This window comes from Caulobacter endophyticus (assembly GCF_003116815.1).
In the GTDB taxonomy this organism is placed as follows: Bacteria; Pseudomonadota; Alphaproteobacteria; order Caulobacterales; family Caulobacteraceae; genus Caulobacter; species Caulobacter endophyticus.
Genome location: NZ_QDKQ01000006.1, coordinates 1 through 26,990, shown reverse-complemented (window position 1 = coordinate 26,990; position 26,990 = coordinate 1). Strand labels below are relative to the sequence as shown.

Genomic DNA, 26,990 nt, shown 5'->3' with positions numbered 1-26,990 from the left:
AAATTCGCGAAGGCCCCGGCCCATGACCGAACCCCTGATCACTTCGTCCTCGCGCGGCCCGGCCGACGGTCCCGTGATCCCGGTGCACGCCCTGCATGTGGACGAACTGGCGGCCTTCCTCGACGCGCGGCCCAGCTTCGTGCGCGGCTTCGCCCAGCTGTCGGACTTCTCGGCCAAGGCCGGCCAGACGGTGGCCGTGCCCACCCCCGAAGGCGCCCTCGACCGCGTGCTTTTCGGCCTGGGACAACGGGTTAAGGGCGGCAAGGCCGACGCCATGGCCTTCCGCGCCCTGCCGGCCAAGCTGCCGGCCGGCGACTATCGCCTGCACGCCGTCCCCGAGGGCCTGGACGCGGCCCAGATCGCTCTCGCCTTCGCCCTGGGGACCTATCGCTTCGACCGCTTCAAGGCCCGGGGCGCGGACGGGGCGCGACGCCTTGTCGCGCCGGACGGCGTCGATGTCGCCGAGATCCAGGCGGTCGCCCACGCCTGCGCTCTCGCCCGCGACATGGTCAACAGCCCGGCCAACGCCATGGGCCCGCGCCAGATCGAGACCATCGCCCGTGAGATCGCCGAGCAGTTCGGCGCGACCTTCTCCGCCATCGTCGGCGACGCGCTGCTGGAGCAGAACTATCCGGCCGTCCACGCCGTGGGCCGCGCCGCCGTGCCCGAGCGCGCGCCGCGCATGCTGGAGATCCAGTGGGGCGACGAGAAGAACCCCGTCGTCGCCATCGTCGGCAAGGGCGTGGTGTTCGACACCGGCGGCCTGGATATCAAGCCCTCGGCCGGCATGCGGCTGATGAAGAAGGACATGGGCGGCGCCGCCCACGCCCTGGCGCTTGCCCGCATGGTGATGGCGGCGAAGCTGCCGGTGCGGCTGGTGGTTCTGGTCCCGGTGGTCGAGAACGCCATCGCCGGCGACGCCATGCGTCCGGGCGACGTGCTTGACAGCCGCGCGGGCCTGACCATCGAGGTCGGCAACACCGACGCCGAAGGCCGCCTGATCCTGGCCGACGCCCTGACCCGCGCCGCCGAGCTGTCGCCGGCCCTGACCATCGACCTGGCCACCCTGACCGGCGCGGCCCGCATCGCCCTGGGCCCGCAGGTGATCCCCTTCTATACCCCCGACGACGCCCTGGCCGGGCAGATCGAGGCGGGGGCCCGCAAGGCCTCCGACCCCGTCTGGCGCATGCCGCTGTGGGACGGCTACCGCGAGGCGCTGGAAAGCGACATCGCCGACTTGAAGAACGACCCCGACGCCTGGGCCCAGGCCGGCTCGGTGACCGCCGCCCTGTTCCTGCAGCGCTTCGCCCCCACCACCGGCGCGTGGGTCCATCTCGACATCTTCGCCTGGAACCCCAAGGGCGCTCCCGGCCGTCCGAGCGGCGGCGAGGCCCAGGCCATCCGCGGCCTCTATGCGATGCTGAAGAGCCGGTTCGCCTGATGGATCCGCGCCTGACCCTGGCCCGTCCCGACCTGGCCGACATCGCGCTGGAGGGGATCGTCGCCGCCGAACGCTACGACGCCCCCAAGGCCTTGCAGGTCACCGCCCCGACGGCCGCCCTGCGCAAGGCCCCGGCGGCCGACGCCGAGCAGTGGAACCAGCTGCTGTTCGGCGAGCGCTTCGCCGTGCTCGACGTGAAGGACGGCTTCGCCTGGGGCCAGGCGGCCCGCGACGGCTATGTGGGCTGGGTGGCCCAGGCCGACCTCGGCCCGCTGGGCGAGCCGGCGACCCACCAGGTGGCGAGCTTGCGGACCTATGCGTTCAGCGAGCCCAACATCAAGTCGCGTCCACAGGGGCTCTATTCGCTGGGCGCGCTGGTGACGGTCGAGGCCCGCGAGGGCCGCTTCGCCAAGGGCGCGGGCGCGGGCTGGTTCGTCGAGGCCCACCTGGCCCCGATCGGCCTGGCCAGCGCCATCGACCCGGCCGAGGTCGCCCTCGGCTTCCTGGGCGCGCCCTACCAGTGGGGCGGGCGCGAAAGCCTGGGCCTGGACTGCTCGGGCCTGGTGCAGCAGGCCCTGGGAGCCGTCGGCAAGGCGGTTCCTCGCGACACCGACATGCAGTTCTCCTTCTTCCAGCCGATCGAGGAGGCCGAGCGCCGGCGCGGCGACCTGGTGTTCTGGAAGGGCCACGTGGCCGTCCTGCTCGACCGCGACACCATCGTCCACGCCAACGCCCACCACATGGCCGTGGCGGTCGAGCCGCTGGCCGAGGCGATCACCCGCATCGACGCGGCCGGCGTGGGCCAGCCGACCGGTTGGCGGCGCCCGTAAGGACGCCGCCTTCGCGGCCTCAGGCCAGTTCCAGGGTCTTGACCAGCGGCGCCTCGCCGTTCTGCGGCGCGGTGATGTCGCGCACGACGATCTCGCTGTTGACCTGGTTGACCCCGGTGAAAATCCCGTCGACCACGAACTTCACCACCGCCCCGCCGGGCGCCGACGACGTGAAGGTCAGGTTGGCGCGGTAGGGCACGGCGGCTCTCCCGTAATAGACGACCACGTGGTAGGCGTACTTCTTGCCGATCGGCACCTGCACCTGGGTCGAGATGGTGTCGGTGACGGTCTCGGTGTGCACCGTCTGGTCGGTGAACGAGATCGTCTGGCTTTCGCTCTCCTCGAACGAGGCCGAGGCGCTGACCTCGAACACCTTGTCGACCCCGCCCTTCACGCCGAAGGTCTGGGTGTACTTGCGGCCCGTGGTCTCGGAGGTCGAGTTGCTGATCGAGCGCTGGGTCGTGACGGTGCGGGCCAGGGAATAGGTGCTGGTCACCGGCGCCCCGCCCTTGGTGTTGTCGACCGAGGTGATCGCGCAGTGGCTCGGCGGCAGGTGCAGGTCCGCGACGGCCCTTTCCAGGAAGTACTCCACCGAGTCGACGGTGATCTCACCGGCCTCGGGGACCAGCTTCCACTCCTCGTTGTCGGCCCCGCCGTCCCAGCCATAGACGCCGATCACGCCCCGGACGTTCGAGCCGTAGACATTGATCTTGGCCTCCCAGTTCAGCAGCGTGTTGATCCCCGACCACCCGTCGCCCAGGTCCTCGGCGCGCCACAGCTGGCGGGCGTCGCTGGCGTCGAACTGCACGGCCTTCAGCGGACCGGAGGGGAACTCGATCTGGCCGAATATCTTCTGCAGCTGGCAGCTCAGCACCAGGCCGGTGGCCACGTGGTGCAGCACGGCGCCGCCGCGCGGGTCGGGCGCGGCCGTCCACAGCTGCTCGATCTTGCCCTCCAGCGGCGTCAGGGCCACGCCCCCCGCCGCGTTGATCGTCAGGCTCCAGTTCGAGCGGTTGATCTTGGACATGATGTAGAAAGGCTTGGTGGGAAACTTGATCTCCGTGGGCATCGCCCCCTCCGTTCAATCTAAGGCGGCGAAGATCAACATGCAGCCTGAAGATGTACGAGTCCTTCGCCCCCAGAATGGGTAGGCGCGCAATCGAAACGCGAGCTCCGGCAACGGGTTACCGGATCGTTCGCGCATCGAGCGTCATGTTGTTGTAACCTTGGCGCTTTCCCTTTATCGCGACGCATTCTCACCTGTCGGAGAAATCCTGTGTCGCCCCGCCTGTCCCTGCTGCTGACCACCGCCCTGCTCGCGCCCCTGGCGGCGAGCCCCGTCCTGGCCCAGGAAGCCGCCCCGACCGCGGTCGAGGAGGTGATCGTCACCGGCTCGCAGGTGCGCCTGCCGCCCGCCTATGCCGGCGGCCAGGTCGCCAAGGGCGCTCGCGTGGGCCTGCTGGGCGCGCTGGACACCATGGACGCCCCCTTCTCGGTGACCAGCTACACCGAGGAGCTGATCCGCAACCAGCAGGCGCTGGGCATCGGCGACGTGCTGCAGAACGACCCGACGGTTCGCGTCAGCAAGGGCTTCGGCAACTTCCAGGAGCTGTACGTCGTGCGCGGCTTCCCCGTGTACTCCGACGACATGACCTATAACGGCCTCTACGGCGTGCTGCCCCGGCAGTTCGTAGCCGCCGAGCTGGTCGAGCGCGTGGACGTGTTCCGCGGCGCCAACTCGTTCCTCAATGGCGCGGCCCCGGGCGGCAGCGGTATCGGCGGCGCCTTCAACCTGGTTCCCAAGCGGGCGGGCTCAGCGCCCCTGACCCGCTTCACCGCCGGGTGGGACGGCGGCGAGCAGCTCTACGCCAAGGCCGACGTCGCCCGTCGCTTTGGCCAGGACGACGCCTATGGCGCGCGCCTGAATCTTGGCCTGCACGGGGGCGAGACGGCCGTCGACGGCGAGAAGCGCGACCTGAAGGTGATCGGCCTGGGCCTGGATCGCCGCGGCGAGCGCGCCCGCTTCTCGGCCGACCTGGGCTGGCAGGACCACCACATCGACGCCCCGCGCCCGACCGTCACCCCGGCCAGCGCCATCCCCAAGGCCCCGTCGGCCGACAAGAACTTCGCCCAGGACTGGACCTACACCGACGAACGCCAGCTGTTCGGCGCGGCGCGCGGCGAGTTCGACCTGACCGACACGGTGAGCGCCTGGGCCGCCGTCGGCGGTCGCAAGGGCAAGGAAGACAACGTCCTGGCCAACCCGACCGCCCAGGCGGACGGTACGATCAGCGCCTATCGCTTCGACAACGTCCGCGAGGACACCATCCTGTCGGCGGACGTGGGCTTGCGCGCCAAGTTCGCCACCGGATCGGTGGGCCACAGCGTGGTCGCTTCGATCGCCCAGGTCGACCTGAAGTCGCGCAACGCCTACGCGTTCTCCAGCTTCGCCGGCTTCGCCAGCAACCTCTATACGCCGGTGCAGGTCGCTAAGCCGGCGGCCGACTTCTTCATCGGCGGCTCGCTGTCGGACCCGAACGTCACCGAGCGGGCCAAGAACCGCAGCGTGGCGATCGCCGACACCCTGTCGTTGCTGGACGAGACGCTGCTGGTCACGGTCGGCGTGCGCTACCAGGAGATCTGGACCCGCACCTACGACTACAACACCGGCGTCGGCGGCGCGGCCTATGACAGCGACGCCACCACCCCGGCAGTGGCCGTGGTCTACAAGCCCGACGACAGGATCTCGCTCTACGCCAACTACGCCGAGGCCCTGGTTCCCGGAAAGATCGCGCCCACCGTGGTCAACGGCGTCACCGTGGCCAACGGCAACGAGATCCTCTCGCCGTTCCGCGCCGAACAGGCCGAGGCGGGCGTGAAGTACGACAGCGGCGCGTTCGGCGGCGCCCTGAGCGTGTTCCGTACCACCAAGCCCAGCGAGTATTTCAACGCCGCCACCCGCATCTACAGCGCCGACGGCGAGCAGGAGAACAAGGGCGTCGAGCTGACGGCCTATGGTGAGCTCACCCCCGGCCTGCGCCTGATCGGCGGCGCCACCTGGATGGACACCAAGATCAACCGCGCCCAGACCGCCGCTCTCGAAGGCAAGTCGGCGATTGGCGTGCCGGAGTTCCAGGCCAACCTGAACGTCGAGTACGACATCCCCGCGCTCGATGGCCTGACGCTCGATGGTCGCCTGGTCTACACCGGCTCGCAGGCCGCCAACGAGGCCAATACGGTGGAGCTGGGCTCGTGGACCCGGCTGGACATCGGCGCGCGCTACGACTTCGAGGCCGGCGGTCGTCCGGTCACCCTGCGGGCCCGCGTCGAGAACCTGGCCGACAAGAACCAGTGGGTGGCGGTCGGCGGCTATCCGGGCGCCAACTACCTGACGCTGGGCGCGCCGCGCACCGTGCGCCTGTCGGTCACCACGGACTTCTAGGGAACCGATGAAGCCGTCGACGCTCCGCGCCTGGTCGTGGGTCCACAAGTGGTCGAGCCTGGTCTCGACCCTGTTCCTGCTGATGCTGTGCGTCACCGGCCTGCCGCTCGTGTTCACCCACGAGATCGAGGAGGCGGTGATGCACCAGCCCTGGACGCCGGCCCACCCGGACGGCCCCAGGCTCAGTCTCGACCAGGTGCTGGAGACGGCGCTCTCCCGCAAGCCGGGCGAGGTGGCGGCCTTCATGAGCTTCGACGTGGAGCGGCCGGTGGTGAACGTCACCACCGTCCAGCCGGGCAAGGCTGGCTACAGTTTCCAGCCGATCGACCAGACCAGCGGCGACCCCGCCCCGTCCGTGGCCGGCCATCCGGTGATGGAGTTCCTGCTCCAGCTGCACACCGACATGTTCCTGGGCCTGGCGGGGATGCTGTTCCTGGGGGCCATGGGCCTGCTGCTCGTGGCCGCGCTGGTCTCGGGCGTCGTCCTCTACGCCCCCTTCATGCGCAAGCTGCCGTTCGGCACGGTGCGGGCCCGCAAGGCCGCCCGCACGCGCTGGCTCGACTACCACAACCTGCTGGGCGCGGTGACCCTGGCCTGGGTGCTGGTCGTGGGCGTCACCGGGGTGGTCAACACCCTGGCCACGCCGATCATCGGCTACTGGAAGAACACGGCGCTGAAGGCGCTGACGCAGGCCTATGACAAGCCCGCGCCCAGCGACGAGCGCAGCTCGCTGGCCGCCGCGGTCGAGCGCGCCAGGCTGGCCCTGCCGGGCAAGCAGCTGCAGTTCGTGGCCTTCCCCGGCAGCAGCTACTCGACCGACCACCACTACGCGGTGTTCTTCCACGGCGACACGCCGCTGACGGCGCACCTGACGACGCCGGCCCTGATCGACGCCCGGACCGGCGAGCTGGCGGCCGTGGCCCCCACGCCCTGGTACGTGAAGACCCTGTCGCTGTCGCAGCCGCTGCACTTCGGCGACTACGGCGGCCTGCCGCTGAAGATCCTGTGGGCGCTGCTCGACCTGGCCACCATCGTGATCCTGGGCTCGGGCGTCTATCTATGGCTCGTCAAGCGGGGGGCCGCGAAATGAGCCGTCCGCATCTGACGCTCTGGCAGGTGTTCCGCATCCCGGTCGTGGTGGCGGCGCTCAGCCTGTTCGGCCTGGTGGCCGCCCTGCTCGACGACGGCGCCTGGGACTGGATCGGGGCGGCGGCGCTGGGCGTCTCGGTCGTGGTGACCGTCTGGGCGCTGGCCGCGCGGCGGCGCTAGGTCCGCATCCGAGGCCCCAGGAGCGGAAAGCGCGCCCCCGCACGCCCCCCGCTCCCCCGCCGGCCTCCAGCCCCCCAGCTGGATCACGAACGGTCGCGGCGCGCCCTCTCCCGAGAGCGCCCGCAATCGGACGGCGCGGACTGTAAGCGGGGCCGTCGGGCAAAAAATACTCGTCTCGCTACCCATTCTGAGCGAGGGTCGGCCTTGCGCCAGCTCCGGGCGCTTGCTCTGCTTCCCCGATGCTTGACCCGACGGCGACATCCCGCCCCATCGCCCCATCGCAGGCGCGTCGTCTCGGCGAAGAGATCCGCGCCAGCCTGGCCTATCTGCGCGACACCATCGAGATCACCCGTGGCGACCACGACCTGCTGGACGCCTGGATCCTGACCGCCGCCCTCGACGCCAACATGGCGCCCGTGACCCGCGACCCGGCCCTGATGGCGGCCTACGGCGCCGCAGCCGAATCCACGCCCGACGACCTGCGCCGCCCGGTCAGCGTCAACGCCGTGGCCCAGTCGCTGGCCCTGCCGTTCGAGACCGTGCGCCGGCGCGTGGCCCGGCTGGCCCGGGCCGGGCTGTGCGTGGTCGGCCCGCAGGGCGTGGTGGTGCCCAACGCCGCGGTGACCACCCCGGCCTATCGCGACCAGATGCTGGGCCGCTATGAGCGCGCCCGCCGCTTCCATCGCGAGCTGAAGGCCATCGGAACGCTCGGGGAAGATCCCGCCCCGCCGGCCGCGCCCGACAGCGAGCCGCCGCTGCGGGCGGTGAACTGGGCGCTGTCCGAATATGTGCTGCGGGCCTGCAACGACCTGATCCTGCTGACCGGCGCCCTGGTCGCCAGCCGGGTGCTGCTGGAGCTGGTGCTGGCCAATATCGCGGACCTGCCGGTCCAGGCCCTGCCCGAATGGGCCGACGATCCCGCCCGCGTCGGCCGCGCCGCCCGCACGGCGGCCCTGGCCCGCTCGCTGCGCGTGCCGCCCGAGACCGTGCGCCGCCACCTCAACGGCCTGGAGACGGAAGGCTTCTGCCTGCAGCGCGACGACGGCTGGGTGGCGATGGCGCCGCCGGCCGCCCTGCCCCGCCTGACCGCCATGGCCCAGGCCAACCACGCCAACCTCAAGCGCCTGTTCGCCCGCCTGCGCCCGCTGGGCGCCCTGGCGGCCTGGGAGGCCGAGGACCAGGACAAGGCCCTCCCTACATCGAGACAAAGAAGTTGAACGAGTTTCCGGACGCTGCGCCGAACTTGTCGATGAACAGGGTGGTGTGCGCCACGAGGTCCGACCTGATGGGATTGGGGAACATCGGCGGCTGCGGAAGGCACATCACGCCCTTGGGCACGCCCAGCGCGCAATAGGGAATGACCGCCTGCCATGGCGCGCCGTAGATGCCCTGGCCGTACAGGGTCACCGCTTGCGTGCCGGTGGCCGCCTGACCAAGGGGAGTGGCGAAGCCGGGCATCACGGCCGGCACCGGCTGATTCACCCCGTTCGCGAAGGTGATCACGATCTGCATCTGACCTTTCACGCCGGACGGCACGCTGACCAACCCGTTGATCACCATGCCCGCCACGCCGGGGCCCAGGGCCATGTTGTGCGTGACGTTGGTGACCTGGATCGAGGCTCCCTGCGCAGGCACGGTCGGCGGCGTCGGGGTGAAGACGGTCGGCGTGGGCGTCGTTGGCGTCGTGGTCGTCGTCGGGGTCACGGACGGGGGCTTGGCGCCGACGACCTGATAGGCCTCGCGCACCACAGCGGCGAACTGACCGTATCCGATCCAGCCGAAGCCGTTGTCGCCCCAGGATCGCCCCCAGGAATTCATCACCTTGAAGGCCTGCCGGGAGTCGTCGTAGCCGACCACGACCATCGCATGGCCGCCGCCGGGACCGCCGCCGCTGCTGGTCCAGACCTGGCCGGCGGGCAGGTTCTTGAAGCTCTGATCGACCAGTGCGCCGATCACGATGGGGAAGTCGGCCGCCAGCAGCGACTTCACCTCGACCGGATTGGTGGCGTTGACCCGGCGCCAGGTGAGGATCTTGTAATTCCCCGCCTCGCCGCGCGCCGCCGCGCTTGGCTGGCTGCGATAATCGTTGTCGCTGTAGGGGGCGGTGGCCAGCGAGGCCACACCCTGCTGCGCCACGAGGCTGAGCGCGTGGGTGATGAACGACCCGCGATCATTGCCGTTGTTGATCTGGTTGTAGATGAAGGCGGGACTGAAGATGCGACTCCGGTAAGGCGCCCCGGTCGGATCCTGGATCACCCATCCGCGCTTCTGGCGCTCGTCATAGGTCTTCAAGCCGTAGGCCACGGCCCAACCCACGCAGGATTGCTGATTGCCTTGGGTGTCGGGCGTTGGCATGCCCATGCTCAGGTCGACCGAAGCCGGAAGCTCGTCGCCCGAATAGGGCAGCTCGGCGATCGGTATGCCGTTGTAGGTTCCTGCATCCAGGAACTCCAGGCCCATGCCCTGGGCCGCCGCGCCTGTCGCCAGGCCGGCAGCAAACAGGGCAAGACACAGGCCCCGGATAAATCTGCGCATGTAGCCCCCGCTCGCTTACGCCAAACTCAATCCCCAGGCGAAATCATGGCTGCGCTATCGCAACTGTCAAGCTGCCGTGCGGCCCTGCGGGAGAAGGTTTGGCGGACGTAAGCTCTCAGGCCTCGTCGGCCAGCCCGTCGGCGAGTGCGCCCGCGAGGGCCAGCTTCACCGGGGCCCAGCCCAGGCGGTGGATCGGCGAGGGGCCCAGCTTGCGCAGGCCCTCCAGATGGATCGGGGCGTGATAGCCCTTGTGGCCGGCGAAGCCGTAGCCGGGATAGACGCTGTCCATCTCGACCATGATGCGGTCGCGGGCTTCCTTGGCCAGGATCGAGGCCGCCGCGATCGAGCACGACAGGGCGTCGCCCTTGACCACGGTCTTGACCTCGCACGGCAGGACGAAGCGGTAGTTGCCGTCGACCAGCGCGAAGCTCGGCGCCACCGACAGGCCCTCGACCGCGCGCCGCATGGCCAGGCCCGCGGCGTGCAGGATGTTGAGCTGCGCGATCTCCTCGACGCTGGCCATCCCGACGCACCAGGCGATCGCCACGTCCTTGATCTCGTCCTCCAGAGCCGCGCGGGCCTTGGCCGAGAGCTTCTTGGAGTCGTTGAGGCCCTTGGGCACGCGGGCCGGATCGAGGATCACGGCGGCGGCGCTGACAGGCCCGGCCCAAGGCCCGCGGCCGGCCTCGTCCACCCCGCAGACCGGTCCCGGTCCGCAGGCGGCTTCCAGCATCATGTCGGGACCGCTCGGCATGACGCCTTCCTAGGCGGGTTCGCCGGCGAAGGAAACCGGTCGTCACGATCTCGACTTAAAGTGGAGCTTAGACTGATATGACCTTAAGGACGACCTCGGGGGATTGAGGATGACGCTCAGGATGCTGGCGGCCCTGGCCGTCGCGACCGCCGCCGGCTGGACGCAGCCGGTCATGGCCCAGACGGCGACCGCCCCCTCGGCGAGGCCCTCCCCCGGAGACTGCCTGTGGAACGCCCTGCCCGAGGCCGACCGGGCCGAGGTGCTGACGGCCTACGGGCGCGACATGAATTCGGCGACCAAGGCCCTGGCCAGTCGCAACAAGGCGATTCAGGCGGCCGCGGCCGCCTGCGTGGGCCGCGAGGGCGCGCCCAGGCTGTTCGTCCAGTTCGCCACGACCTCGGCCATGATCCGCGCGGCCTCGGCCCAGCGGCTGGCGCCCGCCGGCCTGACGAGCGACGGCTTGCGAACCCTCTGGAACCAGGCCGATCCGGCGGCCCGGGCCTGCTTCCGGGTCAATGCGGCGCGGGTCTACGGCCCCATGGCCGAGAAGCTGCTGAACGGCGAGACCTGCCCCGACCAGAAGGCCGCGCAGACGGTGCTGGCGGCCGCCAGGCTCGACCTGGCCAAGGACACCGCCCAGGCGGCCCAGGCGCTGATCCACTTCAACGCCATCGCCCAGGGCGAACAGGCCGACGCCCTGCTGGCCGCCTTCGTCCGCTACGGACCCACGCCCGCCGGCTCATGACCGAAGATTAACTGGCCCGCCGCGCCCTCGCCTGATCCCCTGGCCAACGGGGCGGGGACGGCTCCAGGGGTACTTCGATCATGAACCGCCGCACCTTGCTGGCGACCGGACTGGCCTGTCCGGCGCTCGCCTCATCAACGCTGGCCTTCTCAGCACGCGCCTGGGCGACCCGACCGGATCCGGCCGCGCGCGCCGACGCCATCGTCCGGCGCTTCATGGCCGACCGCCACGTGCCGGGCCTGCAGGCCGTGGTGGTCAAGGACGGCGCGATCGTCTTCTCGCGCAGCTACGGCGTGGCCGACCTCGCCAGCGGGACCAGGGCGACACCGACGACCGCCTTCCCGATCAACTCGATCACCAAGGCCTTCACCGGCGTGGCGGCCATGCGCGAGGTCCAGGCCGGGCGGCTCGACCTCGACAAGCCGATCGGCGCCTATGTGGGCGACCTTCCCGAAGCCTGGCGCGGCGTCCAGGTTCGCCGGCTGCTGAGTCACACCTCGGGCCTGCCCGACTTCGTGCCGCGCCAGAAGGACGGCGCGGTCGACGAGGCCACGGCCTGGAAGGAGGCCCTGGCCGCGCCGGTGCTGTTTCCGCCGGGCCAGCGCTTCCACTACTGCCAGACCAACTACGCCCTGGTGCAGATGGCCATCGACCGGCTGCACGGCCGGCCAGACAGCACGCCCCTGGGCGACGAGCAGTTCGCCATCGCCGGCATGAAGAGCTCGCGCTACGGCGACAGCCTCGACCCCGGCCCCTCGCGCGCCACCTCCTACGGCTACCGCAAGGAGAGCCCCGACCAGCCGACCGTGCGCAAGGAGGTGTTCTCGCCCCTGGCCCGCGCCGCCGCCGGCCTCGACAGCACCGGCGACGACATGGGCCGCTGGATGATCGCCCTGATGGACGGCCGGCTGCTGGACGCCGCGTCCCGCAAGACCATGTGGACCCAGGTTCCCTACAGCGACGGCCAGCTTGGCCAGTGGGGGCTGGGCTGGCTGGTGCTGGAGCGCCCCGACCGCCTGGTGGTGGGCATGACCGGCGGCAGCCGCAACGCGGCCTACCTCTATCCCGGCGACGAAGTGGGCGTGGCGATCCTCAGCAACCTGGCGGGCGGCACGCCGGAAGACGTCATCGACGAGATCGCCCAGGCCTTCATCCCCGGCATGAGGCTGACGGGCGTGGCGGCCCTGCGCGCGGCCCTGGCCGACCAGCCGAAATCCGCCTTCGCCGCGGTGATCGCCGGCCAGCGGAAAGACCCGACCTTCAAGCCGTCCGAGCACGAGCTGAACGACTGGGGCTATCGCCTGCTGGCCTTCGGCGACGCGGCCAAGGCCCTTGCGGTGCTGGCCCTGACCGCCGAGCTGTTCCCCAAAAGCGGCAACGCCCAGGACAGCCTGGCCGAGGCCTACGCCGCCAACGGCGACAAGGCCGCCGCGATCGTCCACTACCGCCGCTCGCTGGCGCTGGATCCGGGCAACACCAATGCCGTCAATCGGCTGAAGGGCCTGGATGCGGCGGCGCCGGAAAGCTGACCGGCCAGGCTGCAGGGCCGGCTCAATCGGCGTCGGGCGGCGGGGGGACCTTCGCCGTCCGGGCGTTGAGGCGGCGCACCAGCACCGCCCCGCCCAGCAGCAGGGCGCCGACCGCCAGGAACGAGGCCGCGCGGACCACGCCCTCCAGCCGCGCCAGGTCGAACAGCAGCACCTTGCCGGCGGTCAGCAGCAGCACGGTCAGGCCGGCCCAGCGCAGCACCGCGTCCTTGCGGGCCGAACCCAGGCTCAGGACCGCCAGGCCGAAGGCGGCCCAGACGGCCGAGAAGGTCCAGGTCTCCAGCCCGCCCGCGTCCGTCGAGGCCCCCATGGCCGGGCCGTGGAAGCCATAGCGCACCACCAGGCTGACCAGCACGAACAGCACGCCGACGGCGCTGGCCCGGGCGGTCGTCCCAAAGCCCCCGCCCTGGCGGCTGAGGTCCAGCAGCAGGGCCGCGGCCGCGCCATGGGCCAGGGCCATCAGCAGGGCCGCGGCCAGCGGCGACACCCGCGCCTGCTCGGGTCCCCACCAGGGATTGGCCAGGAATCCGAAGGTCAGGATCGCCAGGACGACGGCGATCCAGCCGACGACCGGCGCGGCGCGGGCCAGCCAGCTGGCCGCCGGCCGCGCGGCCAGGCGCGGATCGAAGAAGCCGCGCGCGGCCGCCAGCGCCAGCACCGCGTAGCCGGCGAGCTCGCCGCGGCCGATCCCGGCGTCGTGCATGGCCTTGCCATGGATCCCGTGGCGCAGGGCCAGGACCGCCCAGAGCAGGCCGAAGACGGCCGAGCCGACCACCCAGCCGCGTCCGGCCGCGTCGACCGGCCGTCGCCAGGCCGCGACCGCCAGCAGCACGGCCGGCGCCAGGTAGGAGAGGATCAGTGTGTTGAAGAGCGGCGGCCCGGCCGGGACCTCTCCCCAGCCCCACCAGGGATTGGCCAGAAGGCCCTGGAACAGCAGGCCGTGGGCCAGGCCCGCGGCGACTGCCGCCAGGGTGCGCCAGCGAGCCACGGGGCCGTCGCCCGGCCCCGCGCGCAGCACCAGCACCAGGCCGGCGGCCAGCAGGATCAGGGTGCGCAGCGAAGCGTCGAGCAGGAAGGCTCCGTCATCGCCGGGCTTGCCGACGACGACGACGTGCACGCCGATGAACAGGCCCAGCAGCAGGATCATCAGGGCGGCCGCGCCTTGCGACTCCGCCTCGTTGCGGCGACCGGCCGCCTTCAGCAGCCAGGCGGCGGCGAAGGCCAGCAGGGCCGCCTCGCCGGACGCCGCGGCGATCATCGGCAGCGGCAGGCGGCCGTCCAGCGCCGGACCGATGAAGGCCGGGCGCAGCATGACCACCAGGGCCAGCAGGCCGCCGACCACGCTGGCCTGGGCCAGGCCGCTCCAGGGCAGGCGGCGGGCGGCGAAGGCCAGGACCAGGGCGGCGGCGGCGAAGGCCGGTGGCTCGAACCGGGGCTGGACCGCCCCGTGGATCGCCAGGAAGACCATCTCGGCGGCCGCGGCGAGCCAGATCGCCAGGCCAGGATCGCTGGACGGCGTCTCGCTGCGGCGGGCGATCAGCGCGGCCAGGCCGAACATGCCCAGGCCCAGCAGGGCGGCCGGCGTCCAGCTGTGGCCGAAGCCCGCGTGGTCCAGCAGCGGCCAGGCCAGGCTGGCGCCGACGGCCGTGGCGATGCCGGCCAGCATCAGGAGCTGGGTGCGCTGGCCCGCGTGCAGCCGCAGCGCCGCCGGCAGGGCCGTCAGCGGAATCAGCGCCAGCAGCAGGTGCAGCCATGGCGGCCGCACGGCGATCCCCGCCTTGTCGCCGCCGAACAGCAGGCAGGCCATGGCCACAAGGACCGTAGCGATGGCCGGCGCGGCGAACAGGCCGGCCGGAACCTGGCGCGCGGCGATCGCCAGGGCGGTCAGGCCCAGCAGCACCGCGCTCAGCACGCCGGCCGCGGCCGAGGCCTGGGACGGCGACCAGAACCACACCGCCACGGCGAACACGTCGGCCAGGAACAGCGCCGCCATGGCGGCCTGGCGCAGGCGCAGCACCTGGGCCTGGGTCTCACCCGTACGGCGGCGGCGCCACAGCGCGACCAGGGGTCCGGCGGCGGCCAGGACGACCAGGACGGCGGCGGCCGCATACTGGTGATCGGCCAGGGGCGGCACGCTCAGCAGCAGCACCCCGCCGGCGGCGGCCAGGCTGGTCCAGCCCCAGCGGCGGCCGGCCGCCAGCGCGAAGCCGGTGGCGCCGATCAGAATGGCGTAGGCCTCGAAGACGATGGGCGACCAGGACGAGATGCCGGTGACGATCGGAGTGGCGGCGGCCCCGACCATGGCCACCAGGGCCAGGGGCTCGCCATGGCGCAGCGACAGGGCCAGCAGGCCCAGCGACACCGACGCGGCCAGCACCGCCGCCAGCCAGAAAGGGATCAGGTGATAGAGGCCGTGGGCGGCGCAGACCGCGCCATAGAGGGTGACCGCCCCGGCTCCGGCGGCGATGGACGCGGCCAGCAGGTGGCGGCTCGTCTCGGCCTTGCGGCGCAGGATCCACTCGCTGGCCAGCACCATCAAGGCGCCCAGCACCACCGCCGCGGCGATGCGCAATGGCGGGGTGAAGATCCCCTTCTGGGCGGCGTAGGCCACCAGCAGCAGGCCGCCCAGCGCCAGGCCGCCGCCGCCGATCCAGGCCAGGCCGTTCTCGGCCAGCCAGGTCGAGGCCGCCTCGCGGGTGACCAGCGGCCGGGCCTGGACCGGCGGACGCGGGGCCGGCGCGGGGATCGGCCTGGGATTGAAGCTCGGCTCAGGACGCGGCTCGGGCGCCTTCGGCTCGACCGTCCAGGGAGAAGGCTTCGCCGCTGGCGGGGGCTCGGACGCCGGCGGAACCTGCCTTGGCGCGGCGGGCGCAGCGGGCGCGACGCCTTCGCGCGCCTCGGGGGCCGCGCCCCAGTCACGGGTCTTCTTCAGCTGCTCCAGGTCGGCCAGGGCCTTGCCCAGCTGCCGCTTGACCATGTCGAGCGACTGGTGCTGCACCGCGATCCACGTCGTCAGGCCGACGATGAACACCCATTCCATGTCGCGACACGCCCCCGAACGCCACCACCGGGCCTCTAGCACGGAACGGTTGAGGCCGCACAGTCCTGGCCGGCCCAGGATCAGCTTCAGGCCCCCAGGGTCAGTGACGGTGGCCCAGCGCCTTGCACTCGTCGTGGCGGAAGCAGGTGACGAAGTGGTCGTTGACCATGCCGACCGCCTGCATGAAGGCGTAGACGATCACTGGGCCGCAGAACTTGTAGCCCTTGACCTTCAGCGCCTTGGCCATATCGACCGCCAGCGGCGTCTGTGCCGGCACGTCGCCCATGCCGGTGAAGCTGTTCTGGATCGGGGCGCCGCCGACGATGTCCCACAGGAAGGTGGAGAAGTCCTCGCCCCGCTCGCGCATGTCGAGATAGATGCGCGCGCCGTTGACGGCCGCGTCGATCTTGGCGTTGGAGCGGATGATGCCGGCGTCGGCCATCAGCCGGGCGCGGTCGGCCTCGCCGAACCGGGCCACGACCTCCGGGTCGAAATCGGCGAAGGCGGCGCGAAAGGCCTCGCGCTTGCGCAGGATGGTGATCCACGACAGCCCGGCCTGAAAACCGTCGAGCACCAGCTTCTCCCACAGGGCGCGGCTGTCCCACTCGGGCACGCCCCACTCGGTGTCGTGATAGGCCTCGTACAGCGGGTCGCCGTTCATGCCCCGCCAGGTGCAGCGATGGATCTCTGTCATGTGGCGACGCTAGCAGACCGCGCGCCAAAAACCAGAACTTTCAGGGAACATGCGCGCGCCCGCGACGGAAACGCCGGTCTCGCGCGTTTGGCTGGTCAGAGGGACGCCAACGACAAGGAGAAGCCGCCCATGCGAGCTTTCCGAACCCTGACCGCGCTCGTCCTGGCGACCGCGGCCATGGCCGCCACGCCGGTTCTCGCCCAGCATCGCGACAGGGACAACAACCCGCCGGGTCCGCGCGGCGGACCGGGCACGAACTGGGAGAACCCGCCCGGCTGGCGCGGCGGCCCGGGCGCCTCGCCCGATCGCCGCTTCTATCGCTGGAAAGGCCAGAAGGTCCGCTTCGACTACCGCAACGGCTACTACTACAACCCGCGCTGGGGCTACTGGCATCCGACCCACGGCTGGTGGAACCAGGCCCGCCGCTGCTGGCTCGACCGCGACGACAATCCGCCCGGTCCGCGCGGCGGCCGCGGCACCAACTGGGAGAACCCGCCCGGCTGGCGCGGCGGTCCCGGCGCCTCGCCCGACCGCTACGGGCGCTGCCGCTAGATCCTGGAACGCCGGCGGCGGGTCAGCCCGCCGCCGGCGTTTCGGGAACCCAGTCCGGCCGCTCGACCCGCACCGGGCGGCCGTCGACCGTGAGGTCAGCGCCCTCGATGCGGTCGAGGCGCAGCAGGGCCATGGCCCGGCCGTCGCGTCCGCTCAGCACCTCGCCGGCGCGCAAGGTCCCGGCCAGCACCTCGGCGCCGAAGGCCGGGGCCGGGCCGTCGAAGACGATCGGCAGCATGCGGTTCTTGATCGTGCCCCGCCGCTTCATGCGGCTGGTGGTCTCCTGGCCGACGAAGCAGCCCTTCTTGAAGTCGATGCCGCAGAGCAGGTCGAAGTCGGCCTCGATCGGATAGTTCTTGTCCGACAGCCAGTCGGCCGGGCCGGGCACGCCCAGGGCCAGACGGTGGGCCTCGTAGGCGGCCTCGTCCGCGTCGGGCTCGGCGGCCGGGCCATAGACCCGCGCGCCCAGGGCCGGCAGGCGCGGATCGGCGTAGAGGCCCTCGCCGCTGACCGGCGCGCCGTCGGGATCGAAGGCCGCGGCGACCACCAGGTCGAGCGGACCGATCTCGACCTTGGCCCGCAGGCGATACATGGAAAGCCGCGCCACGATGGTGTCGCGGTGCTCGGCGGCCACGTCCAGCAACGCGCCGTCCGGCAGCCCGGCCACGAACAGGTCGTACAGCAGCCGTCCCTGCGGCGTCAGCAGGCCGGAAAATCGCAGCTCGCCGGCCGCCAGGGTGTCGACGTCCTGGGTCAGCAGGCCTTGCAGGAAGCTGCGCCAGTCGGGGCCGGCGACGGCGATGACGGCGCGGGAGGACAGGCGGGCGAGACGCGTCTTGGTCATGGCCGCACATGTGGCGCCGAGGCGACGCCGGCGCCAGTCCTGATGCTCAGGAAAGCTTAAGCGGGATAACGGGATGCGTTGACAGCCGGTTCACCCTATACATGGACCGATGACACAGCGGGCCTTCCCGATTCTCTTCATCACCGCCACGCGGATCGGCGACGCCGTGCTGTCGTCCGGCCTGATCAAACTTCTCTCCGACCAGATCCCCAACGCCCGCTTCACCATCGTCGCCGGCCCGCTGGCCGCGCCGCTGTTCGCCCACGTTCCTGGCCTGGATCGCGTGATCGTCATGGAGAAGGGCAAGGGCAAGGGCCACTGGTTCAGGCTGTGGAACCAGGTGCGCCATCGCAAGTGGGGCCTGGTGGTCGATCTTCGAGGCTCGGCGACCGCCCTCTTCCTGCGCCGCGAGAAGCGGGCGATCTGGAAGAAGATCCCCGGCGAGATCGCCCACAAGGTGGTTGAAACCGCCCGCGTGCTGAAGATCGACGGCGAGCCGCCGGCCCCGCACCTCTACATCACCCCGGACGTCCAGGCCCTGGCCGACCAGATGCTGGCCCCGCGCGGCGGCGAGCCGGCCGGTCCGATCCTGGCCATGGGCCCGGCCGCCAACTGGATCGGCAAGGTCTGGCCGATCGAGCGCTTCACCCAGACCGCCGCCCAGTTGCTGGGCCCCGGCGGCCGGCTGGCCGGCGGGCGCCTCCTGATCCTGGGCGGCCCCGAAGACGGCCGCATGGTCGAGGAGCTGCGCATGGCCTCCGCCAGGGGCCGCTGCATCGACCTCACCGGCAAGGTGGATCTTCTGACCGCCTACGCCGCCCTCAAGCGCGCCGACCTCTTCATCGGCAACGACAGCGGCCTGATGCACATCGCCGCCGCCGCCGGCGTGCCGACCGTGGGCCTGTTCGGCCCTTCGGACGAGCGCCGATATGGCCCGTGGGGCGCTTTGACCCGCGCCGTGCGCGGCCCGCGCGACTTCGACCAGTTCAAGGCCATCGACCCCGACCTGTCGCAGGCCATCCGCCACATGAGCGACCTGCCGGTGGCCAAGGTGGTGCGGACGGCGATCGAGCTGCTGGACGAGGCGCGGGGCCCGGTGGTCATCGCGCCGCCGGAAGCCGCCCCCGTCGTCGAAATCCCGCCGCCCGAAGCGCCGGTCGCCGACGCCGCGCCGGAACTGCCGCTCGGCGCAGGCGACGCGGCCGGCGAACCCGCCGCCGAGGCCGAGCCGAAGCTCAAGGTCTCCCCCCGTCGCCGCCGTCGCCGTTCCGACGACGAAGCCAGCCCCTCGGCCTGATCCGATGAAGCCGGTCCTGGCGCTGTGCGCCGTGCTCAGCCTGGCGGCCGCGCCCGCGATCGCCGCCGCGCAGACGCCCGCCGACGCATTTTTCGCGCGCCTGACCGCCCTGTGCGGCAAGACCCTGACGGGCAAGGTCGTCGAGGGCGACGCCTCCGACGAGGCCTTCCGCAAGGCCGAGCTGGTGATGACCGTGGCCCAATGCGACGCCCGCGAGATCCGCATCCCCTTCCGCGTGGGCGAGGACCGCTCGCGCACCTGGATCGTCACCCGCCTCGAAGGCGGCCGCCTGCGCCTGAAGCACGACCACCGCCACCCCGACGGCGTCGAGGACCAGCTGTCGCGCTACGGCGGCGACACGGTCGAGGCTGGAACCGCGCAGCTGCAGCGCTTCCCGGTCGACGCCGAGTCCAGGGCGATGTTCACGCGGCTGGACCGCGCGGTGTCGAACACCAACGTCTGGGCGCTGGGCCTCACCGACCAGGCCTTCACCTACGAGCTGTCGCGCCCGGGCCGGCTGTTCCGGGTTTCCTTCGACCTCGACGCGCCGCGGGCGCCTTGAGCGTCTAGAGCGCCCGGTACCAGGCCACCCCGGCCTGATCGACCTCGCGCGCGGCCTGGCCGCGGGCGATCAGGCAGTTGAGATGGGCCAGGGCCTCGCCGGTGGCCATGCCCAGGAGGTCGGGTCCGATCGGACGGGCGAACAGGGCGCCGAACGTATCGACCGCCCGGCGCGGCTCCTCCAGCTTGCCCTTGAGGCGCGCAAGGCCGCGTTCATGGCCGGCGATCAGCTGGTCGATGCGGGCGTGCAGCCCCCGGAACGGCGCGTTGTGGGCCGGCAGCACCAGCACCTCGTCGGGCACGGCGGCCTTGACCTTGGCCAGCGAGGTCAGCCAGTCGGCCAGCGGGTCGGCGTCGGGCTCGGTGGGAAACACCGAGACGTTGGACGATATCTTCGGCAGCACCTGGTCGCCCGAGATCAGGAGGCCCAGCGACGGGCTCCACAGGCAGGCGTGGTCGGGCGAGTGACCCTGGCCGGTCACCACGGTCCAGTCGTGCGCGCCGATGCGGAAGGTCTCGCCATCGGTCATGCGGCGATAGCTGTCGGGCAGGGCGTGGACGGCGCGGCCGAAGCCTCCGAAGCGGGTCTTGTAGTTGTCGATGGCGTCGTCGTCCCAGCCGGCGGCGTGGAAGAACCGCACCCCGTCCTCGGGCGCCTCGCGGCCGGTGTCGGCCACCAGCATGCGGCACTGGAAGTATTCCAGCCGCGTCATCCACAGCCGGCAGTCGAAGCGCCGGGTCAGCCAGCCGGCCAGGCCCACGTGGTCGGGATGCAGGTGGGTGACGATGACGCGGGTGACGGGCCGTCCCGCAAGCGCGCCCGCGAAGGCGGCCTTCCAGGCGGCGCTGGTGTCCTTGGTGGCCATGCCGGTGTCGACAATCGCCCAGCCCTCGCCATCCTCCAGCGCCCAGACGTTGATGAAGCCCAGCGACCCGCCCAGGGGCTGGCGCAGCCACAGGACGCCCGGCGCGACCTCGACGGCCTGACCCGAGCCGGGATCTGGCTCGACCTCGAACGGATAGGCCAGGCGCGGACGGCGCGGGGCTTCGCTGTCGCCCGCCGTCTCCTCGAACCCGTCGTTCATCGCCGCCTCACTCCCCTTGCCGCGTTCCCTGGGGCGTCTCGCCAGCCCATTTTTCATGGTCAAGCCGCGCCATGATTGCGCCCCCGTCGGACGACATCTTGACCCTTGATGCAAGGGGGGGCTTAAGTCCGCCCCGAGGAATCCACCCCCAGGAGACTAAAGACATGAGGCCATTCGCGATCGGCCTGACGGCCGCCCTCGCGGTCGCCGCGCTCGTTCCGGCCGCTGCTTTTGCAGCGCCGAAGGACGCCAAGCCCGCCGCCGCCGCCGTCGACGCCAAGTCGCGTGAAGCCGGTATGAAGGAAGCCCCGCCCCTGGTCGCCCAGGCCGGCGTGGCCTGCCAGGTGTCGGACGCCCGCCTGATCGGCGCCGACAAGAAGTCGAACACCTCCTACTACGAAGTGGCCTGCCAGGAAGGCATGGGCTACGCGCTGGTGGCCAAGAAGGACACCGCGCCGCAGAGCTTCTCGTGCGTCGAGACCGGCCAGCCCGGCGCCGACGGCAAGGACTCGGGCCTGAAGTGCCTGCTGCCCGCCAACGCCGACCCCAAGCAGGGCCTGAAGCCGTACCTGGCCAAGGCCGGCGCGACCTGCGACCTGCAGAACGCCCGCGCCATCGGCACCGGCAACAACAACTCGTTCTTCGAAGTCGCCTGCGCCGGCGGCACGGGCTACATCCTGCAGATCCCGGTGCCGATGAAGGTCGATGGCACGGTGGCCAACAGCTGCCTGCTGTACGAAGAAACCGGCAACATCTCGTGCAAGCTGACCGACCGCGCCACCCAGCTGCAGGTCGTCGACACCCTGGCCGCCGCGGCCAAGAACAACTGCGCGGTCAAGGACAAGCGCTACATCCTGACCACCAAGACCGATAACTACTTCGAAGTCGCCTGCCAGGACGGCAAGGGCTACGTGCTGCAACAGGCTACGGCGAACGGCGCCCTGGTGCGCGCCATCGACTGCGCCAACGCTCCCGGCGGCGCCGAGTGCACCCTGACCGACAGCCGCGCGGCCAAGACCGAGCAGGCCGGCCTCTACACCAACCTGGCCAAGAAGGCCGGCTACGACTGCAAGGTCGAGTCCTACGGCCTGTTCCCGTCGCAGGACCCCAAGAAGGAAATCGTCGAGCTGAAGTGCTCGAACACGCCGCGGGGCGGCATCGGCGTCTTCTCGGCCGCCGACAACCGCGTCTATGACTGCGTCACCGGCGAGCTGAACGGCTTCCGCTGCAGCTACACCAAGGCGGACGTCGAGTTCACCCGCCTGTGGGACGACCTGAAGAGCTACAACAAGGCCGGCTGCCAGGTCTCGGGCGCGCGCATCATCGGCCGCACCGACACCAGCGGCTTCGTCGAAGTGGCCTGCGCCGACGGCCTGCCGGGCTGGGTGCTGTCCTACCCGCTGAACCAGGCGTCGCCCAAGCCGAACGAACTCCTGTCCTGCCTGCAGGCCAAGGGCGTCGGCGGCGGCTGCAAGCTGCCGACCAACATCAAGAAGTAAGGGCTTCCAGAGAGCTCTGACGAAGAACCCCGCCGGTGCGAACCGGCGGGGTTTTTTGTGTTTGGAGCTTTTGATCGCTCCCGCCCCTCAGGATCCTCCCCCTCTGGGGGAGGTGGCCCGGAGGGCCGGAGGGGGGACGTTTTCAGCTTTCGAGGCCTTGGCCAGCTTCTCGCCGACTCCCCCCACCGATCGCTGCGCGATCGCCTCCCCCACAGGGGGAGGTTCCTTGCTTCGCAGAGCCTAGAGCGCCGCCTCGATCAGCCGCGGTCCCTTGGCCGCCATGGCCCGCTCGAACGCCTCGTCGAAAGCCTCGGCGGTGTCGACCCGCTGCGCCGGCACGCCCATCCCCTGCGAGACGGCCACCCAGTCGATGCGCGGATCGCCGATGTCGAGCAGCTTGCTCGCCGCCGGCCCCGCCGCGCCCGCGCCGGTGCGGCCAAGCTCGATGCCGAGGATGCGGTAGACGTGGTTGGCGAAGACCACGACCACGACGTCCAGCCGCTCGCGGGCGATCGTCCACAGGCCCTGCACCGTGTACATGCCCGCCCCGTCGCCGGTCAGGGCCAGCACCTTGGCGTCGGGCCGCGCCACGGCCGCGCCGATGGCCAGCGGAATGCCTTGTCCGATCGCCCCGCCGGTCAGCGACAGCCAATCGTGGGCGCGGGCCGCGCGGGTCTGGGTGAAGATCGGCAGGCCCGCCGTCACCGCGTCGTCGGAGATCACCGCATCGGCAGGCATGTGACGGGCGATGGCCGCGCCGATGGCCCAGGCGTCCAGCTTGCCGGCGGGCGCCGGCGGCGGGGCGTAGGGCTCGACCGGGCCGGCGGCGGGGGCCTCCAGGGCGTCGGCCAGGGCGTTGAGGGCGGCAGCCGCGTCGACTTCCCGGCCGCACAGGGTCTCCAGCCCGCAGTGTTCGGGAACCAGCACGCTGGGCCGGTCGGGATAGGCGAAGAAGGCCACCGGCCGCTCGGTGGCGACCAGCACCATCAGATCGGCGCCGTCGAGGTCCTTCAGGGCCTGTTCGCCGAAATAGGGCAGCTTGTCGGGACGAAAGCGGCCCTCGCCGCGCGCCTGGCGGGCGGTGAAGGTGTCAGTCAGCACCCGGATCCCCAGGGCGGCCAGGCGTGCGGCGGCGGCGAGGCCGTCCTCGCGGCAGGCGCCCGAGCCCAGCAGCAGCACCGGCGCCCTGGCGGCCTTCACTGCATGGGCGACGGCCGCCACGGCCTCGGCGTCGGGCGCGGCCGGGACCGGAACCTCGGCCAAGCCGCCCTGCACGGTCGCCTCGTTCCAGGCCGCGTCCGCGGGCAGGATCAGGCAGGCGTTACCGGCTGGCGTTCCGTAGGACGCGGTGATCGCCTCGGCCGCCAAGGGGCCGACGCTGTCGGCGGTCTCGGCCGACTTCGCCCACAGCGAGTTGGGCGCGGCCAGGGCGGCGATGTCGCTGTTGAGCGGCGCGTCGAAGCCGCGGTGATAGGTGGCGTGGTCGCCCACCACGTTGACGATCGGGGTGAAGGCCCGGCGGGCGTTGTGCAGGTTGGCCGCGCCGTTGGCGTAGCCGGGGCCAAGATGCAGCAGGGTGCAGGCCGGCCTGCCCGCGATCCGGCCATAGCCGTCGGCCGCGCCAGTCGCCACGCCCTCGAACAGGCACAGGATCGAGCGCATGCGCGGCTCGCGGTCCAGGGCCGAGACGAACTGCATCTCGCTGGTGCCGGGGTTGGCGAAGCAGGCTGTGACGCCGTTGTCGGCCAGGGTGGTGATCAGGGCGTCGGCGCCGTTCATTGTTTTCTCCCTACTCACTGGATGCTCCCCCTGAAGGGGGAGCTGTCGCGGAGCGACTGAGGAGGAAGTAGTCGCGGCAGCTCAGCCGCCGCTTCCCCCTCCGGCCCTTCGGGCCACCTCCCCCTGAAGGGGGAGGATCTTAGATCAACCAAACACCATCACGTCCTCGTCCGGCGCGGCCGCGAACAGGCGCTCGACCTCGACGGGGCGTCGCTCCCGCGCCAGGGCCTGGTTGATATAGCCCTTGTCGGTCAGCTCGCCGCTGGCCGCGTCGGGGGCGCCGGGCAGGATCAGGGCGCGGGCGACCTTGCCAGTCCCGCCCTTGCCGCTGGCGTTGAACCTTTCGAGGCCTTCGCGCACCGCCGCCCGGGCGGCCCCCGCCCCGCCCAGCGCCTCGCAGGTGCGCGGCTCCAGGAACAGCATCAGCCCGACCCCGTCGCGGCCCTCGCCGCAGACCACGGCGTCGCTCGCCGCCCCGCCGATGGCCGAGATCGCCGCCACCCGCAGGGCGCTGGCGGCCACGAAGGCGCCGCTGGCCAGCTTGAAGTTCTCCACCAGGCGCCCGTCGAAGACGAGGCCGGCGGTCGGGTCCTCCGGATCGGCCAGCCGCGCGGCGTCGCCCAGGCGGTAGAAGCCGTCCTCGTCGAAGGCCTGGGCCGTCGCCTCGGGCTGGTCGAGATAGCCGGGCGAGACCTGCGGGCCCTTCACCCGGATCTCGAACTTGCCGCCGTCTCCGGCCGGGACCAGCTTCACCGCCGTGCCGGGCGTGGGCAGGCCGACCATGCCTGAGCGGGCGTTCAGCCAGTGGATGTTGCAGGCGGTCGGGCCGGTCTCGGTGGCCCCGTAGCCGGCCGCGAAGGTGATGCGCTCGCCGGTCACGGCCAGGGCTGCGGCCTGCACCCGGTCGAGGATCGACTGGGCCATTGAAGCGCCGCCGTACTGCAGCACCCGCACGCGCGAAAAGAAGGTCTCCGCCAGCGCCCGGTCGCGCTCCAGCTCGCCCACCAGCAGGCCCCAGCCGGCCGGGACCATGTTGTGATAGGTCGGCGAGACCTCGCGCAGGTTGCGCAGGGTTTCGCCAAAGCGCCCCGGCGCGGGCTGGCCGGCGTCGATGTGCAGCGTGCCGCCTCGGTGCAGCACCATGTGGAGGATGGCGTTGGCCCCCAGGCTGTGGCTCCAGGGCGCGGAATTGACCAGCACCGGCGGCTCGGGATCGGCGTAGCAGGCCTGGATCTGGGCGGCGTTGAGCGCGATGTTGGCGTGGGTGCAGACCACCGCCTTGGGCCGACCGGTCGAGCCGGAAGTCAGCAGCAGCTTGGCGACGTCTTCGGGACGCGCCACGGCGGCCGCCGGCGGGCTGGCCAGCAGCGCCTCGAACGGCTGGTCGCCGGGGCGCGGGTTGCGGCTGGCGATCACCGGCAGACTGTCGATGGCCTCATGATCGAGCGCGCCGGCGAAGGCGGCCGCGTCGTCCACATAGACCGCCGCCGGCCTGATCCGCTCCACGGCCAGGGCCAGGCGCGAGAGATCCGCGCCCGACAGGCCGTACTGCGGCGACACCGGCGCGGCCGGCGCGCCCAGGCTCATGGCGGCATAGGCGATCAGGGCGTGGTCGATCCCGTTGCGCGCCAGGATCAGCAGCGGCTTGCCGCGCGACAGGCCAAGGCTTGCAAGCCCACCCGCCAGGACCGCCACGCGCGAGGCCGCCTGGCCGTAGGTCACCGTCCGCCAGCCCTCCTGACCATCGACCCGCTCGGCCAGCCACACGCGGTCCGGCGCCTCGGAGGCCCAGCGGGCGAGCGGGGCGGTGACGGTCCGCACGGCGTCGGAATAGGGCATGGGGTTGCGCAGGATCAGCGCCTGGCCGTGACGTTCGACCTCCAGGGCGCGCGGAGCGTAGCGGGCGTCGCGGAAGGGGGCGTCGTCGAGGGATTCCATCCCTCTGTTATGTCCCGCCCCAAACGAGCGTTCAATCCTGGCCGAGCATCGTTCGCCGGCGCTGCAGCCACAGCCGCTCGGCCGGGGCGGGCGCCAGGGCCAGGGCGCGGTCATAGGCGGCGCGGGCCTCGGCGGGACGCGACAGGCGGACCAGCAGGTCGGCGCGCAGGGCGTGGAACGGACCGAAGGCCTCCAGGCGCGTCGCATCCAGCCGGTCGAGCTCGGCCATCGCGGCCTGCGGCCCGGCGACCTCGGCCAGGGCCACGGCGCGGTTGAGACGCACGACCTCGTCGTCGCGCCAGGCCAGGAGGGCGTCGTACAGCGCCAGGACCGCGCCCCAGCGCGGCGGCTCGGCGAGGCTGGTCCGGCGGCTCCACACCGCGTGCAAGGCGGCCTGCAGCTGGCGCGGACCAGGACGGTCGAGCGCGGCGGCGCGGCGCAGCAGGACCTCGCCCTCGCCGATCAGCGCCCTCCGCCACAGGGCCGGGTCCTGCTCCGACAGCGGCGTCATCGCCCCGGTCTCGTCCAGCCGCGCGGGCCGCCGGGCCTCGGCGAAGCGGACCAGGGCGGCCAGGCCCAGGCACTCGGGCTCGTCCGGCAGCAGATCGGCCAGCACGGCCGTCAGGTCCAGCATCTCGCGGGCGTAGCCGGCGTGGGCGCTGGCGCCGGCGGCGTCCTCGTGGGCCTTGGCGTAGGCCACCTCCAGCGTCGAGAGCACCGCCCCCAGCCGCTCGGGCCAGGCCTGGGGGCCGGGGATCTCGAAGGGCACGCCGGCCTGGGCGATCTTGCGCTTGGCGCGGGTCAGGCGCTGGAACATCGCCGCCTCGCTCACCAGGAAGGCGCGAGCGATCTCGGGCGTCGACAGGCCGCAGACCAGGCGCAGGGTCAGGGCCGCCCGCGCTTCGGCGGCCACCGCCGGATGGCAGCAGACGAAGATCAGCCGCAGTCGCTCGTCGGGGATCAGGGTCTCGTCGGCGGCCAGCACCTGCTCCACGGTCGGCGCCGGCTCGGGCGCGTCCGGCGCCAGCCGCGAACGCACCGCCCGCTTGCGCAGGGCGTCCAGCGCGCAGCGGCGGGCGGTCGCGTACAGCCAGGCGGCCGGCTGGCGCGGCGCCCCGTCGCGCGGCCAGGCCGCGGC

At 71.7% G+C, this 26,990-nt stretch carries 21 protein-coding genes and 1 pseudogene; 12 read left to right on the top strand and 10 right to left on the bottom strand.

Annotation, left to right across the window (positions count from 1 at the left end; genetic code table 11):
- Positions 1–22 precede the first annotated feature (22 nt).
- Both DDF67_RS00420 and DDF67_RS00415 read left to right on the top strand, forming a co-directional pair.
- Positions 23–1,441 (top strand): leucyl aminopeptidase family protein, encoded by a 1,419-nt coding sequence (locus DDF67_RS00420; RefSeq protein ID WP_109099010.1) that lies wholly within the window; start codon positions 23–25, stop codon positions 1,439–1,441.
- The gene (locus DDF67_RS00415; protein ID WP_199229102.1) at positions 1,441–2,271 is read left to right on the top strand and encodes a C40 family peptidase; all 831 of its coding nucleotides are present in this window, start codon (positions 1,441–1,443) and stop codon (positions 2,269–2,271) included. Before DDF67_RS00420 ends, DDF67_RS00415 begins: the two co-directional genes overlap by 1 nt.
- A gap of 19 nt (positions 2,272–2,290) precedes the next feature.
- Here DDF67_RS00415 and DDF67_RS00410 read toward each other — a convergent pair whose 3' ends face one another.
- Complete coding sequence (locus tag DDF67_RS00410) at positions 2,291–3,340, bottom strand: hypothetical protein (RefSeq protein WP_109099009.1); 1,050 nt, start codon at positions 3,338–3,340, stop codon at positions 2,291–2,293.
- A gap of 207 nt (positions 3,341–3,547) precedes the next feature.
- Here DDF67_RS00410 and DDF67_RS00405 point away from each other — a divergent pair, with 207 nt between their 5' ends.
- The 4 genes and pseudogenes from DDF67_RS00405 (at position 3,548) to DDF67_RS00390 (ending at position 8,199) form a co-directional block, all read left to right on the top strand.
- Entirely contained in the window at positions 3,548–5,713 is a 2,166-nt protein-coding gene (locus DDF67_RS00405; RefSeq protein WP_109099008.1) for a TonB-dependent receptor, read from the top strand.
- A pseudogene (locus DDF67_RS00400) lies at positions 5,623–6,803 on the top strand (PepSY-associated TM helix domain-containing protein). The gene DDF67_RS00405 and the pseudogene DDF67_RS00400 overlap by 91 nt, the downstream one beginning before the upstream one ends.
- Entirely contained in the window at positions 6,800–6,982 is a 183-nt protein-coding gene (locus DDF67_RS00395; protein ID WP_233247490.1) for a hypothetical protein, read from the top strand. Before DDF67_RS00400 ends, DDF67_RS00395 begins: the two are co-directional and overlap by 4 nt.
- A gap of 239 nt (positions 6,983–7,221) precedes the next feature.
- Entirely contained in the window at positions 7,222–8,199 is a 978-nt protein-coding gene (locus tag DDF67_RS00390; protein WP_109099005.1) for a hypothetical protein, read from the top strand.
- On the opposite strand, the gene DDF67_RS00385 is transcribed toward DDF67_RS00390, so the two are convergent.
- Entirely contained in the window at positions 8,177–9,517 is a 1,341-nt protein-coding gene (locus DDF67_RS00385) for a C1 family peptidase (protein ID WP_109099004.1), read from the bottom strand. The two genes, DDF67_RS00390 and DDF67_RS00385, sit on opposite strands and share 23 nt — an antisense overlap.
- A gap of 115 nt (positions 9,518–9,632) precedes the next feature.
- Positions 9,633–10,271, bottom strand: a complete 639-nt coding sequence (locus tag DDF67_RS00380) for a ribonuclease HII (RefSeq protein ID WP_109099003.1) — start codon at positions 10,269–10,271, stop codon at positions 9,633–9,635.
- A gap of 109 nt (positions 10,272–10,380) precedes the next feature.
- On the opposite strand from DDF67_RS00380, the gene DDF67_RS00375 reads away from it, so the two are divergent.
- A complete protein-coding gene (locus DDF67_RS00375) occupies positions 10,381–11,016 on the top strand; it encodes a hypothetical protein (RefSeq protein ID WP_146197921.1) in 636 nt (211 codons plus the stop codon).
- An 80-nt stretch (positions 11,017–11,096) separates the two neighbouring features.
- Positions 11,097–12,545 (top strand): serine hydrolase domain-containing protein, encoded by a 1,449-nt coding sequence (locus tag DDF67_RS00370; RefSeq protein WP_109099001.1) that lies wholly within the window; start codon positions 11,097–11,099, stop codon positions 12,543–12,545.
- Between the two features lie 22 nt (positions 12,546–12,567).
- Here DDF67_RS00370 and DDF67_RS00365 read toward each other — a convergent pair whose 3' ends face one another.
- Positions 12,568–15,603, bottom strand: coding sequence for a DUF2339 domain-containing protein (locus DDF67_RS00365; RefSeq protein ID WP_109099000.1), 3,036 nt, complete (start codon positions 15,601–15,603; stop codon positions 12,568–12,570).
- Positions 15,604–15,703: 100 nt separating this feature from the next.
- Entirely contained in the window at positions 15,704–16,297 is a 594-nt protein-coding gene (locus tag DDF67_RS00360; RefSeq protein WP_109098999.1) for a DNA-3-methyladenine glycosylase I, read from the bottom strand.
- Positions 16,298–16,426: 129 nt separating this feature from the next.
- On the opposite strand from DDF67_RS00360, the gene DDF67_RS00355 reads away from it, so the two are divergent.
- Positions 16,427–16,849, top strand: a complete 423-nt coding sequence (locus DDF67_RS00355) for a hypothetical protein (RefSeq protein ID WP_109098998.1) — start codon at positions 16,427–16,429, stop codon at positions 16,847–16,849.
- Between the two features lie 22 nt (positions 16,850–16,871).
- On the opposite strand, the gene ygfZ is transcribed toward DDF67_RS00355, so the two are convergent.
- Complete coding sequence (gene ygfZ, locus DDF67_RS00350; RefSeq protein ID WP_109098997.1) at positions 16,872–17,693, bottom strand: CAF17-like 4Fe-4S cluster assembly/insertion protein YgfZ; 822 nt, start codon at positions 17,691–17,693, stop codon at positions 16,872–16,874.
- A gap of 109 nt (positions 17,694–17,802) precedes the next feature.
- Between ygfZ and DDF67_RS00345 the strand changes: the two genes are divergently transcribed.
- On the top strand, positions 17,803–18,990 hold the full coding sequence (locus tag DDF67_RS00345; protein ID WP_109098996.1) for a glycosyltransferase family 9 protein: 1,188 nt from the start codon (positions 17,803–17,805) through the stop codon (positions 18,988–18,990).
- A gap of 4 nt (positions 18,991–18,994) precedes the next feature.
- The gene (locus DDF67_RS00340; RefSeq protein ID WP_109098995.1) at positions 18,995–19,552 is read left to right on the top strand and encodes a hypothetical protein; all 558 of its coding nucleotides are present in this window, start codon (positions 18,995–18,997) and stop codon (positions 19,550–19,552) included.
- 4 nt (positions 19,553–19,556) lie between these two features.
- Here DDF67_RS00340 and DDF67_RS00335 read toward each other — a convergent pair whose 3' ends face one another.
- The gene (locus tag DDF67_RS00335; RefSeq protein ID WP_109098994.1) at positions 19,557–20,636 is read right to left on the bottom strand and encodes an MBL fold metallo-hydrolase; all 1,080 of its coding nucleotides are present in this window, start codon (positions 20,634–20,636) and stop codon (positions 19,557–19,559) included.
- Between the two features lie 164 nt (positions 20,637–20,800).
- Here DDF67_RS00335 and DDF67_RS00330 point away from each other — a divergent pair, with 164 nt between their 5' ends.
- Complete coding sequence (locus tag DDF67_RS00330) at positions 20,801–22,135, top strand: hypothetical protein (protein WP_109098993.1); 1,335 nt, start codon at positions 20,801–20,803, stop codon at positions 22,133–22,135.
- Between the two features lie 240 nt (positions 22,136–22,375).
- On the opposite strand, the gene DDF67_RS00325 is transcribed toward DDF67_RS00330, so the two are convergent.
- The 3 genes from DDF67_RS00325 to DDF67_RS00315 form a co-directional block, all read right to left on the bottom strand.
- Entirely contained in the window at positions 22,376–23,914 is a 1,539-nt protein-coding gene (locus DDF67_RS00325; protein ID WP_109098992.1) for an acetolactate synthase large subunit, read from the bottom strand.
- Positions 23,915–24,058: 144 nt separating this feature from the next.
- Positions 24,059–25,852 carry a feruloyl-CoA synthase gene (locus DDF67_RS00320; RefSeq protein WP_109098991.1) on the bottom strand — a complete coding sequence of 598 codons (1,794 nt, stop codon included), beginning with the start codon at positions 25,850–25,852 and terminating at the stop codon, positions 24,059–24,061.
- A 31-nt stretch (positions 25,853–25,883) separates the two neighbouring features.
- On the bottom strand, positions 25,884–26,990 hold a 1,107-nt coding region (locus tag DDF67_RS00315; RefSeq protein WP_109098990.1), incomplete at its 5' end, for an RNA polymerase sigma factor.